Below are 11,697 nucleotides of genomic sequence, written 5' to 3'. Positions count from 1 at the left end.
GACGCCTTACGAGAAGATGCCAAGCAATGTCTGGAACAGCGTCTGCGCGGTCTGGATAACCTTGCTGTTGGCCTGATAGAGCTGCTGGTACTGAAGCAGGTTCGCTGCTTCCTCATTGATGTTGACGCCCGATACCGACTGCTGCGCCGACGTGATCTGCGTGACGAGCGAGCTTTGCGCGGTCGCCGAGGTCTGGATCTGCGAAGCCTGGTTGCCGATGCCGTTGACGTAGTTCGCGTACGCGTCGGTCAGCGTCGAGGTGCCGCCCGCGAGCGATTGCGCAGTGGTCAGGTTCGACAGCAGTTGCGCGTTGCGGCCGTCGTTGCTCGCGCCGGTATTGGGCCCGATCGTGAACGAGTCGCCGTCCGAGGGCGTGCCGCTGATCGTCACCGTCACGTTGTTCATGCTGCCCGCGGCGGTCGAATTGCTCGGGTTCGTGATCGTGAGCGTCGCGCCCGTGCCCGGCGAGTACGGCACCGCGGTCGTCGCCGAGGTGATCGCGTACGACGTCGAGGGCGGGCCGGCAACCGTCACCGTCGAGTTCAGCGGGAAGCCGGTGAGGCCCGTGCCCGCGGTATACGTAAGCGTCGTCTTGCTGATCGGCGCGCTGTAGCCGGCCGTCACCGAGCCCTGCGTGATCGTCGCGCTGCCGGTGTTCGACGAGGCGGCCGAGGCGAGTACCGGCGCCGCCGCCGCGATCGCCTGGGGCGACGTGGTGGCGAGCGCGAAGCCATTGAGCGCGCCGCGCGTCGGCTCGATCGAGAACGAGTCGCCGGCCTTCATCGTGCCGGTGGCCGAGAATTGCAGGCCGCCGATCGGCTTCGTGAGGTCCGCTGCCGAACCGACGATACTGCCGGTTTCGTTGTCGGTCAGCGTATAGGTGCTGCCGTCGTACGAGAGCGTGTAGTCGCTCGTGGTCGGCTGGGTCGCATCGGCGAACGACACGCCGAGCGTCGCATTGCCGGTGTTCTGCGCATTCGCGTAGACGGTCGGCGCGCCGACCGTGAACAGCGCGCCGCCCGCGGTGCCGTTCAGCGTGATGCCGAGTTCGTTCTGCGCGTTCACCTGCGCGGCGAAACTGGTCGCGATCGCGCCGAGCTGCGCTTCGGCCGGATCGAGCGTCTGGGAGCGGAATTGCAGCAGGCCGCCGAGCGTGCCGCCCGACACCTTGGCGTCGGGAAGCGTCTGCGGCGTCGGCACCGGTTTCGCGCCGGCCTGGCCGAGGTACTGGACCGACAGCTCGCTCGGGTCGCTCGCCGAAGTCGCCGTGCCGAGGTTGAAACTGTTGCCGGCCGACACGAGTGGCTGACCGTTCGACATCAACACGCTGTAGCTGCCGTTGCTGTCCTGCACGACCGACACGCCGATCAGTTGCGACAGGTTCGATACCGCTTCGTCGCGCTGATCGAGCAACTGGTTCGGCGGCTGGCCCTGGCTGCTCGCCTGGGTGATCTGCGTGTTGAGCGCGGCGATCTGCGCGGTGTAGGTGTTGATCTGCGTGACGACGTTGCTCAGTTGCGTGTTGACGCTCGCGCGCAACTGGTCGTATTGCGCGCCCGCCGCGTTGATCTGGTTCGCGAGCGTCTGCGCGTCGCTAACCGCGGTTTGCCGCGTGGAAATGCTCGACGCGTCGTTGGCAATGTTCTGCAGGCCGGTGAAATATCCGGTGATGGCGCTCGCGATCCCTGCGGTCGGGCTGCCGACCAGGTTGTTCAGCTGCGAGATCATCGTGTTGTACGCGCTGAGCGCGCTACTCGACGACTGCGCGTTGTTCAGCTCCGTCGCCAGATACTGGCTGTACTGGCGCTGCACGGTGTCGGTAGAGACGCCCATCGGCAGATAGCCGGAGCCCGTGTAGCTGCCGCCGACTTCCGAATAGACCGGCGTTTCGAGCGAGTAGCCGGGCGTCGACGAGTTGCTGATGTTCTCGCCGGTCGTCGTCAAACCCCACTGGGCGGCATTGAGTCCGCTGAGGCCGATATTGAAGAGATTGCTGGACATGCGTCATCCTGAAGGGCGGCACCGCAGACCTGCCGCCACGTTGCTGGAACATCCTCTTTAACGGCCCGTCGCGCGAAAAATTGAGGGCCGTTCCGCTTCGTACGACGCTTTCTTTCGCGTCGTTGCAACGTTTGCGCGCCGAGCCGGAGAAACGCGCGCCGTGCGGTGTGCACGGTGCGCGTTGCGTTCGGCTCGCGTCGTTTGCGCTCGCTTCGTTTGGCGCGTCTCGTTTGGCGCGTTTCGTCCGGTACGTCCGGTACGTCGTGCCGGGCTAGCGCACCAGCGAGCGGCGCTTCATTTCGAGCTGCGTGATAAGCCGCTGCAGCGTGTTTTCCGCGCTGCCGGGCAGCGTCAGAAAACGGAAGCCGAGCTGGTAGCGCTGCGTGCCGTTCGGCAGCGCAATCGAGCGATGCGACACGAGCTGCAGATCGAGCGATAGACGGCCGAGCGCGCCGAGCGCGAGTTCGCAGTCCATCAGGCGCGTGCCCATCGGCAATTCGGCGACGCGCTCGTCGGTCGTGCGCATGCCGAGGCCGCCGAGCGACAGGTCGTGCACCTCGAAGCGGAACGTGTCGCCGCCGGGAAAGCGTCCGCTACACACGTAGGGGTCGAGAATCGGCGCGTTGACGCGGAAGTATTCGCGGCGCTGCACGTAGAACAGCACCTCGGGAAAATCGGCCTCGAACGCGGGCAGTCCCTCGAAGCGCGTCTCGCGCGGCGTCGCGGTCACGAACTCGACACGCACGCCGTCCGGCGCGGCGTGGAACTTGCAGCGCGGCGCGGCGAGCAGCCCCTTGTTCTGTTCGGAGAGCGCGCCCCAATCGAAAGTGAAGGTGCGCTCGCGCACGTCGACGTCGAGCAGGCGAGTGACGAGCTGCCCGCCCGCGTATTCGACGGTGAGGAAATCGCCGCGATTGACGAGATTGCGCAACTGCACGCCGATCTCGAGCGGATTGCGGCGACCGAAATCGGGAACGCTTTCGTCTTGCGGGTCGTGCGGCTGGCCGTGTGTGTCGATCTGGCTATTCGACTGGTTCATATCCATGAGCTTGCCGGTATGCATGTTCTGGCGGGCACGCGCCAACGGTTCTTTCGACCCGAAGGTCTTTAGCGCCGCCGCGGCCCGCGCGTTCGACCGGAATGACAGCGATTTTCCGGTATCGGGTCTAACTCGTTAGCGGCAGCACCCAGCCAAAATTTAGGGCACTTTTATTAAAAATTTGCTGCAAATTCGCCGCAAACGTTAAAACTCGATCCGCCCCTTTCCCCATGCTTTTTCACGCCGGCTGTTTAGCGCCGCTTCGATTGCCGCGCCTTTATGCATATGCCTTTACGTGCGAGCGCGTTACGCATGCTCTTTCACCTTGCCCGCCTACTGCCTGAACCGCTTCAACGCTCATGTACCGCGTACCGCCTCACAGCTTATTCTCGCGGATCGGCCAGCCGCCTTCCGGCAGCCGGCCTTCTTCCGTCTTATATGCACCTGGCCCCGTCGCGTGCATTCTTTAATCAGCCCATTTTCTGCATGATCGACAACAGCTTTTTCGCGTAATGCGGGTCGGTTGCATAACCGGCGCGCTGCATGCCGTTCGCGAAACCGTTCACGTCATGCGACGAATTGATCACCTGCGCATAGCGCGGGTTGTTCTTCAGCAGGCTCGCGTAGTCGGTCATCGCTTCCTCGTACGAGTCGTACGCGCGGAATTTTTCGACGCTGCGCTGCGGCTTGCCGTTCACGTATTCTGTCGTCACCGTCGAGACGGTCTTGCCGGTCCAGTCCGGCGTCGCCTTGATGCCGAACACGTTGTGGCTCGTCGAGCCATCGGCTTTCCTGATCTCGCTCTTGCCCCAACCCGTTTCGAGCGCCGCCTGCCCGACGATGAAGCGCGCCGGAATGCCGGTCGCCGCGCTCGCGGCCTGCGCCGGCGCGGCGAGCTTGTCGACGAACGCATCGACTTTCGGCGAGCTGCCGTCGCCGCGCAACGGCGGCGTCAACGAACTATTGCCCGAGTAGCCGTGGCCGAGCGCGAGCTGGCCGTTCGCCTGCGCATTGCCGTAGGCGCGCGCGAGCGCGTTGAGCGCGGCGGTTTGACCTTCGTCGCCGCCGCTGCCGCCGCCGAGCGCGTTCGCCATGCCGGCGAGACCGCTAGCGGCGCCGGCGCCGCCCACGCCACCCGAGCCGCCCACCTGCATGCCCTGGTTGCGCATCAACTGCTTGAGCATCGCGTCGGCGACGCCGATGCCCTTCTTCGACAACTGCTGCGCCAACTGCTGATCCATCATCGACGTGAAGGTCGCCGAATCGTGCGAATCGAACGGGCCGTCCTGCGGCGTCGCATCGCGCATGCTTTTGAGCATCATCTGCGTGAAGACCGCGTCGAACTGCTGCGCGGCCATCTTCATGCCGGCTTGCGGCGAGGCCTTGGCCTGCGCGCTCAGTGCGCCGAAGCCCTGTACGTCGAGCGCGAAGCGGCTGCTGAGGTCGTTCGCGGAGTTGACGCTATTGGTCGGATTCGAATTCATCTGCTGTCTTCCCTAGATGATTTCCAGATCGGCGCGCAACGCACCCGCCGCCTTCATGGCCTGCAGGATCGACATCAGATCCGCGGGCGTCGCGCCGAGCGCGTTGAGCGCCTTCACGACTTCGGCGAGGTTCGCGCCGGCGTTCACGAGCTTCAGCGAGCCGTTGTCCTGCTTCATCTGGATCTGCGACTGCTGCGCGACCACGGTGCGGCCGTTCGAGAACGCGCCGGGCTGGCTCACGACCGGCTGCGTGTTGATGACCACCGACAGATTGCCGTGCGCGACCGCGCAACTCTGCAGCGTGACCATCTGGTTCATCACGATCGAGCCGGTGCGCGCATTGAGGATCACCTTCGCGGCCGCCTGGGCCGGGTGCACGTCGAGGTTCTGCAACTGCGCCATGAACGAGACCTGCTGTTGCGGATCGCCCGGCGCGCGCAACTGGATCGTGCGGCCGTCGAGCGCGGTCGCGGTGCCGCTACCGAACGCGTTGTCGATCGCGGCGACGACGCGCTGCGTCGTGTCGTAGTCCATGTCGTTCATATCGAGCTGCATCGTGCCGGCCTGCGACACCGCGGTCGGCACCGCGCGCTCGACGATCGCGCCGGCCGCGATGCGGCCCGCCGCGAGCTGGTTGACCTGCACCTTGCTGCCGTTCGCGCTCGCGCCCGCGCCGCCGACCGCGACGTTGCCCTGGCCGAGCGCGTACACCTGGCCGTCGGCGCCCTTCAGCGGCGTGAGCAGCAGCGTGCCGCCGCGCAGGCTCTTCGCGTTGCCGAGCGAAGACACCGTCACGTCGATCGCCTCGCCGGGCCGCGCGAACGGCGGCAGCACCGCGGTCACCATCACCGCAGCGACGTTCTTCAACTGGATGTTCGACAGCGACGACTGCGAGTTGGTCGAGCCCGCCGCCTGGTTGTTGATCGAGATGCCGAGGTTCGCCAGCATGTTGGCGAGCGTCTGCGTCGTGAACGGCGTCTGCGTGGTCTGGTCGCCGGTGCCGTCGAGACCGACCACGAGGCCGTAGCCGATCAGCGGGTTGTCGCGCACGCCCTGAATTTGCGCGAGGTCTTTCAGACGCTCGGCATGCGCGGGCGTCGCGAGCGGCAGCACCGCGCAGGCGAGCGCGAGCGACGACGCCAGCGCGGCGAGCGCGCGGCCGTAGCGCGTGGAGCTCACGAGGCGCGGCAGGTGTGGAAGACGCACGAGGAAAAGACGCACGAAGCGGCGCAGGGAGAACGAGGCGCGAAGGTTCGGAACGGTACGCATGATTACCACGGCGCCACGTTGAGGAAGAAGCGCTGCAGCCAGCCCATGTTCTCCGCTTCGTCGATATAGCCCTTCGCCGAGTACTCGATTTTCGCGTCGGCGACCTGGGTCGAATACACCGCGTTGAGGCTCGAAATCGTGTTCGGATTCACGACGCCGGAGAAGCGCACGAACTCGTTGCCCTGGTTGATGAGCATCTGCTTCTGGCCGCTCACGATCAGGTTGCCGTTCGCCTGCACGCCCGTCACGGTGACGGTAATCGTGCCGTTGAACGTATTCGACGCGTTCGCGCCGCCGGTGCCCGAGAACACGTTCGCGCCGTTCGCGCTCAGGTTGGTCTTGCCAAAGAGGCCGCCGAGAAAGCCTGCGGTCGGCACGGCGAAATTCGTGTTGCCGTTGCGGTTCGCGTTCGCGCCCGACGACTTGGTCGCGTTGATGTTTTCGGCGATCACGATCGTGATGATGTCGCCCACGTTGCGCGGCCGCTGGTCTTCGAACAGCGGACGGCCCGCGAAACCCGGGTTGTAGATCGAGCCCGGCGCCTGCGCCTGCGGCGGAACCGGCGGCATCGCGGTCATCGGCTGCTGTGTGATCGGCTCCTTGGGCACGAGCCCGCAGCCGCCCAGCGCCGCGAGCAGCGTGAGCTGCACGAGCGCCAGGGCCGTGCGCGAATGCACCGGGGTGCGAGTGAAATCCGACATCGTGATCACCTTGCTTGAATCCCTGCCCCTCAAACCTGCATCTGGCTGAGGGTTTGCAGCATCTGGTCGGAGGTTGTCACGGCCTTGCTGTTGATTTCGTACGCGCGCTGGGTCTGGATCATGTTGACCAGTTCCTGCACGACGTTCACGTTCGACGCTTCGACGTAGCCCTGGTTGAGCGAGCCCGCGCCGTTCAGGCCCGGCTGCGAGACGTTCGGCGCACCCGACGAGGCGGTCTCCGCGAACAGGTTCTCGCCCTTCGCGTCGAGGCCGGCCGGGTTGATGAAGGTCGCGATCTGCATCGAGCCGAGCTGCTGGCTGTTGCTCGAACCGGCCACCGTGATCGACACGACGCCGTCGCTGCCGATCGTGAGCGAAGTCGCGTTGGTCGGGATCGTGATCGCCGGAATCACCTGATAGCCGCTCGACGTGACGAGCTGGCCCTGCGCGTTGGTCTGGAACGAACCGTCGCGCGTGTAGGCGGTCGTGCCGTCGGGCATCTGCACCTGGAAGAAGCCCGCGCCGTTGATGGCGATGTCCTTCGAGTTGCCGGTCTGCTGCAGGTTGCCCTGCGTGTACAGGCGCTCGGTCGCGACCTGCTGCACGCCGGTGCCGAGCTGGATGCCGGACGGCAGTTCGGTCTGCTGCGTCGAGTTGGCGCCGGGCTGGCGGATGGTCTGGTACAGCAGATCCTCGAAGACCGCGCGCGAGCCCTTGAAGCCGTTGGTGCTGACGTTCGCGAGGTTGTTCGAGATCACGTCCATCTGCGCCTGTTGCGCATTCATGCCGGTCGCGGCGATATAAAGTGAGCGGTTCACTTAGGGTTCTCCAATGTTGGAGCGCGCCTCGTCGCGCGCCCCATGGCAATCCGTCAGCTGAAGCTGAGCAGCTGGTTGGCGGACTGATCGTTCTTGTCGGCGTTTTCCAGCAGCTGCGTCTGCATCTGGAACTGGCGCGCGTTGGTGATCATCGAGACCATCGCGCTGACCGGATTCACGTTGCTGCCCTCGAGCGAGGCCGGTGCGAGCGTGACGGTCGGATCGGCGTCGGCGGGATTGCCGTCGGCGGTGCGAAAGAGGCCGTCGTCGCCGCGCGTGAGCGTCTGCGGATCGGGGTTCACGAGCTTCAGCTGATCGACGGTCACGACCGCGGTCGGCGGATCGCCGGGCGTCAGCGCCGACACCGTGCCGTCCTTGCCGATCGTGATCTCCGCGCCCGGCGGCACCGACACCGGCCCGCCGTTGCCGAGCACGACCTGATTGGTCGCGTTCACGAGCTGGCCGTTTTCGTCGATGTGCAGGTTGCCCGCGCGCGTGTAGGCCTCGTTGCCGTCGGCGGTTTGCACCGACAGCCAGCCCGGCCCCTGGATCGCCACGTCGAGCGGATTGCCGGTCTGCTGGATCGGCCCCGGCGTGTAGTCGGCGCCCGGCGTCGACGACAGCACGAACGTGCGGGTCGTGTCGTCGTTGATCGAGCTGCCGTCGCCGAACGACATCGGCACGGCGCGGAAGGTTTCGAGCTGCGCGCGAAAACCCGTGGTCGAGGCGTTCGCGAGGTTGTTCGCGACGATCGCCTGCTGTTCGAGCGCCTGCGTGCTGCCCGACATCGCGGTGTAGATCAGCCGATCCATGATGGGGTCCCGTTGGCTTACAGGTTGATCAGGGTCTGGTCGACGGTCTGCTGGGTCTTGATCGTCTGCGCGTTCGCCTGATAGTTGCGCTGCGCGGTAATCAGGTTCACCAGCTCGCTCGTCAGATCGACGTTCGAGTTTTCGACCGCGCCGCCTTGCAGCACGCCGTGATTGGTCGAGCCCGGCGCGGAAATCTGCGCGACGCCCGAAGCCGCGGTCTGTCCGTACTCGTTGTTGCCGAGATCGACGAGGCCGTTCTGGTTCGAGAAGTTCGCAAGCACGATCTGGCCGAGCGCGGCGGTCTGTCCGTTCGAGTAGTTGCCGGTCAGCGTGCCGTCGGTGCCGACCGTGAAGCTGGTCAGCTGGCCTGCCGCGTAGCCGTCGGTCGAGAGGCTGTTCACGCCGTCCTTGCCGCCGTACTGCGTGGTCGTGCCGAGGTTCAGCGTGATGTTTTGCGGCGTCGACGAACCGTCCGAGGTCGGGATCGACACGTTGAACGCGCCGAGCGTCGTGGTCGGCGTGCCGTCGGGGTTGGCCGTGCTGACGAGCGTGCCCGACGAGTTGAAGTTCGCCGTGCCGACGAGCGTCGCCGCGCCGGTCGAGGTGCCCGCGTACACGTTCCACGTGCCGGCAGACGTCTTCGCGAAATACATGTTGACCGTCTGCGAGCCGCCGAGCGTGTCGTAGGCGGTCGTGCTGGTCGAGTAGTTGTAGGTCGACGCGCTGTTCTGGTTGAACGCGGTCGGATTCGGCGCGACGGTGTAGCTGTCGCCGCTCTCCGGCGCGCCGCTGAACGTGATGCTCTCGCCGTTGCCGAGCGTGATCGCGGTGCCGGCGGTGAAGTCCTGCGAAGCCGAGGTCGTGCCGAGCGTGTGGTCCGTGATCGTGTAGGTCGTCGGGCTCGTGAAGTTGATCGTGTAGTTGTCGGTGTTGGTGCCCGCGGCGCCGTTCGTGATCGTCGCGCCGGTCGTGTTGAGCGTGCCGGTGTTGCCCGCGCCGGCCGTCACGGTCGGCGCGCCGAGCATCAGGTCGTCCTGCGCGTTGAGGTTCAGGCCCGCGGTGATCGAGGTGGTCGCCTGCGGCGCGATGTTCGCGGTCGGCACCTTCAGCGGCACGGTCTGCGCGGTGTTGATGATGCCCGAGCTGTTGGCGCCGTAGCCCATCAGCTGGAGCCCCTGCGCGTTCGTGATGTAGCCGTTCTTGTCGAGCTGGAACACGCCGTTGCGCGAATAGGTCAGCGTGCCGTTGCTCGACATCTGGAAGAAACCGTTGCCGTTGATCGCCACGTTCAACGCCTGGTTGGTCGTGGTGATCGTGCCTTGCGAGAACTGCTGCTGCACTTCGGAAAGCTGCGTGCCGATACCGACCTGCTGGTTCACGGCCGTCGCGATCGAATTGGCGTACATGTCGGCGAATTCGGCGGTGCCGCTCTTGAAGCCGACCGTGTTGGCGTTGGCGATGTTGTTGCCGATCACGTCGAGATCGCTCGACGACGCGGACAACCCGCTCAAACCTTGTTGATAACCCATGACGTGCTCCGTATCTGGAAAGTCGTAACTGAATTGATCTGAATCAGAGGATCGCGGCGATGTCCGTCAGCCCGACCGTCGAACCATTCGACAGCACGAGGCCCGCCGTACCGCTGCTCTGCGTCACGACGCCGTCCACGGTCGCGCCGGTCAGCGTGGTGGCCGTGGCCTGCTGGCCGTTGATCGAGCCGGTCGCGGTGATCGTGTAGGTGCCGTCGGCGAGCGTATTGCCCGCCGCGTCGGTCGGCGTCCAGCCGACCGGCACCGTGCCGGCCGACTGCTTGCCGAGATCGATCGTGTTGACGATCGTGCCGGCCGAGTTCTTCACGACCACCTGCAGGTCGCTCACGTCGTTGGCGAGCGTGACGCCGAACGGCGTGGCCTTGCCGCTCGACACCGAGATCGAATTGCCCGGCGCGAGCACGGTCGAGCCGATCAGCAGCGCGGACTGCGATTGCTGGCCCGCCGAAAGCTGCGTCGACAGCGAGGACAGCGAGGTGTTGAGCTGGCTGATGCCCTGCACCGTGCTGATCTGCGCGAGCTGCGAGGTCATCTGCGAGCTGTCCATCGGATTGGTCGGGTCCTGGTTCTTCAGCTGCGCGACGAGCAGTTGCAGAAACGTGTTCTGCAGATCGGTGGCCGAGGTGCCCGACGTGCTGCCCGTCGAACCGGTCGCGTTCGCGCCGTTCATCGTGTCGAGCAGCGTCTGCGAAACGGTCGTGCCGTTGCTGCCGATCGTGGTGTTGGTGGTCAAGGCTCTCTCCTCAGGTTCCGATCGTGAGCGTTTTCAGCATCAGGGTTTTGGCGGTGTTCAGCGTTTCGACGTTGGCCTGATACGAACGCGAAGCCGAGATCATGTTGACCATTTCCTGCACCGGGTCGACGTTCGGCAAGGTCACGTAGCCGTCGGCGTCGGCGGCCGGATTGCCGGGTTCGTAGGCGGTCTTCATCGGCGAAGGGTCGTCGATCACGCCCGTCACCTGCACGCCGCCGACCTGCTGGCCGGAGCCCGAGCGCGCGCCACCGAGCGGGTTCACCGCGAACACGACCTGCTTGGCCTTGTACGGCTGGCCGTCCGGGCCGGTGGTACTGTCCGCGTTGGCGAGGTTCGACGCCGTCACGTTGAGCCGCTGCGACTGCGCCGACATCGCGGAGCCTGCAACACCAAAAATATTCATCAGGGATGGCATGTTTCCTGACCTCTCCTGCCGGTTCTGGCCGGCTTCACGTTAAGTCCCGTAGCGTTTCGTTCGGTACCGCCACGCCCGTTCGCGCGGATCGCGCGCCTGTCTTGAGCGTGTTTCGCGCATCTGTTGCATCTGTTATCTGTTGCGTGCGCTTTGCTGCGTTTGCCGTACTTTGCTGCGCCTGGCAGCCTCTGCGATCCGCGCGCTTTGCCGCTTTGCCGCCATACGCGCGAATCGTGTATTCGTGTGCTCCCGGTTAGCTGCCCGACGTGATCGCCGCGAGCATCGTCTTCACCTGGTTCGACACCACCGTCATGCCCGATTCGAAATGCAGCGTGTTGTCGGCGAACTGCACGCGCTCGGTGTCGATGTCGACCGTGTTGCCGTCGAGCGAAGGCTGCACCGGAATCCGGTATTGCAGGTTGCCGTAGTCGTCGGGGCTGCCGCCCGTCGCCGTGAGCGTCGTCTTGCCGCTCATGTGGCCGGGTTCGGTCGCCGACATCGACATGCCGCTCGTCACGCCGGCCGGTTGCGTCATCGCGAGCGTCGAGCTGTTCGACGCGCCTTGGCCCGCGCTGCTGCCGCCCGTCTTCTTCAGCGCACCGGCAAGCGACGAGGCGAAGTCGACGTCGCGCGCCTTGTAGCCGGGCGTGTCGGCATTGGCGATGTTCGACGACAGCAGTTCCTGCCGGTAGGCGCGCACATCCATCGCCTGCCGGCCGAAGGCGAATTCGGCATCGAGTTTGTCCAGCATGGAAATCTCCCGAGAACGTTCCCAAGGTCTTGCCGTGCGCTGAACATGCAAGCGAGCGGCGCGGCGGCCGGCAAGACCTTTTTGCATGAGGTGCATCTTATGG

11 protein-coding genes are annotated in these 11,697 nt (G+C 65.3%); all 11 read right to left on the bottom strand.

The features are described 5' to 3' along the window. Positions 1–6 precede the first annotated feature (6 nt). Positions 7–2,001 carry a flagellar hook-associated protein FlgK gene (flgK, locus tag F3J19_RS24535; RefSeq protein ID WP_167047357.1) on the bottom strand — a complete coding sequence of 665 codons (1,995 nt, stop codon included), beginning with the start codon at positions 1,999–2,001 and terminating at the stop codon, positions 7–9. A 271-nt stretch (positions 2,002–2,272) separates the two neighbouring features. After that, positions 2,273–3,046, bottom strand: coding sequence for a flagellar brake protein (locus tag F3J19_RS24530; protein WP_205193236.1), 774 nt, complete (start codon positions 3,044–3,046; stop codon positions 2,273–2,275). A 464-nt stretch (positions 3,047–3,510) separates the two neighbouring features. After that, on the bottom strand, positions 3,511–4,524 hold the full coding sequence (gene flgJ, locus F3J19_RS24525; protein WP_167047354.1) for a flagellar assembly peptidoglycan hydrolase FlgJ: 1,014 nt from the start codon (positions 4,522–4,524) through the stop codon (positions 3,511–3,513). A gap of 12 nt (positions 4,525–4,536) precedes the next feature. Then, positions 4,537–5,715: a flagellar basal body P-ring protein FlgI gene (locus F3J19_RS24520; RefSeq protein WP_167047625.1), complete on the bottom strand. Its 1,179-nt coding sequence runs from the start codon at positions 5,713–5,715 to the stop codon at positions 4,537–4,539. An 80-nt stretch (positions 5,716–5,795) separates the two neighbouring features. After that, complete coding sequence (gene flgH / locus F3J19_RS24515) at positions 5,796–6,494, bottom strand: flagellar basal body L-ring protein FlgH (RefSeq protein ID WP_167047351.1); 699 nt, start codon at positions 6,492–6,494, stop codon at positions 5,796–5,798. Between the two features lie 29 nt (positions 6,495–6,523). Further along, complete coding sequence (gene flgG / locus F3J19_RS24510; RefSeq protein WP_167047348.1) at positions 6,524–7,312, bottom strand: flagellar basal-body rod protein FlgG; 789 nt, start codon at positions 7,310–7,312, stop codon at positions 6,524–6,526. A 53-nt stretch (positions 7,313–7,365) separates the two neighbouring features. Further along, entirely contained in the window at positions 7,366–8,124 is a 759-nt protein-coding gene (gene flgF / locus F3J19_RS24505) for a flagellar basal-body rod protein FlgF (RefSeq protein WP_167047345.1), read from the bottom strand. Positions 8,125–8,141: 17 nt separating this feature from the next. Beyond that, entirely contained in the window at positions 8,142–9,653 is a 1,512-nt protein-coding gene (locus F3J19_RS24500; RefSeq protein ID WP_167047342.1) for a flagellar hook protein FlgE, read from the bottom strand. Positions 9,654–9,696: 43 nt separating this feature from the next. After that, positions 9,697–10,407: a flagellar hook assembly protein FlgD gene (locus F3J19_RS24495; RefSeq protein ID WP_167047339.1), complete on the bottom strand. Its 711-nt coding sequence runs from the start codon at positions 10,405–10,407 to the stop codon at positions 9,697–9,699. 10 nt (positions 10,408–10,417) lie between these two features. After that, positions 10,418–10,843, bottom strand: a complete 426-nt coding sequence (gene flgC / locus F3J19_RS24490) for a flagellar basal body rod protein FlgC (protein ID WP_085483139.1) — start codon at positions 10,841–10,843, stop codon at positions 10,418–10,420. Between the two features lie 253 nt (positions 10,844–11,096). Next, positions 11,097–11,594, bottom strand: a complete 498-nt coding sequence (flgB, locus tag F3J19_RS24485) for a flagellar basal body rod protein FlgB (RefSeq protein WP_167047336.1) — start codon at positions 11,592–11,594, stop codon at positions 11,097–11,099. Positions 11,595–11,697: the final 103 nt, after the last annotated feature.

It is taken from the genome of Burkholderia sp. Ax-1724 (assembly GCF_011752995.1).
In the GTDB taxonomy this organism is placed as follows: Bacteria; Pseudomonadota; Gammaproteobacteria; order Burkholderiales; family Burkholderiaceae; genus Paraburkholderia.
The sequence above is the reverse complement of the archived record's forward strand: the minus strand, read 5'-3'. Positions and strand labels throughout refer to the sequence as shown.

Excerpts from the sequence above, each read along its gene's own strand:
- flgK (WP_167047357.1), bottom strand. The coding sequence starts at position 2,001 with ATGTCCAGCAATCTCTTCAATATCGGCCTCAGCGGACTCAATGCCGCC.
- F3J19_RS24530 (WP_205193236.1), bottom strand. The coding sequence starts at position 3,046 with ATGGATATGAACCAGTCGAATAGCCAGATCGACACACACGGCCAGCCG.
- flgJ (WP_167047354.1), bottom strand. The coding sequence starts at position 4,524 with ATGAATTCGAATCCGACCAATAGCGTCAACTCCGCGAACGACCTCAGC.
- flgH (WP_167047351.1), bottom strand. The coding sequence starts at position 6,494 with ATGTCGGATTTCACTCGCACCCCGGTGCATTCGCGCACGGCCCTGGCG.
- flgF (WP_167047345.1), bottom strand. The coding sequence starts at position 8,124 with ATGGATCGGCTGATCTACACCGCGATGTCGGGCAGCACGCAGGCGCTC.
- F3J19_RS24500 (WP_167047342.1), bottom strand. The coding sequence starts at position 9,653 with ATGGGTTATCAACAAGGTTTGAGCGGGTTGTCCGCGTCGTCGAGCGAT.
- flgC (WP_085483139.1), bottom strand. The coding sequence starts at position 10,843 with ATGCCATCCCTGATGAATATTTTTGGTGTTGCAGGCTCCGCGATGTCG.
- flgB (WP_167047336.1), bottom strand. The coding sequence starts at position 11,594 with ATGCTGGACAAACTCGATGCCGAATTCGCCTTCGGCCGGCAGGCGATG.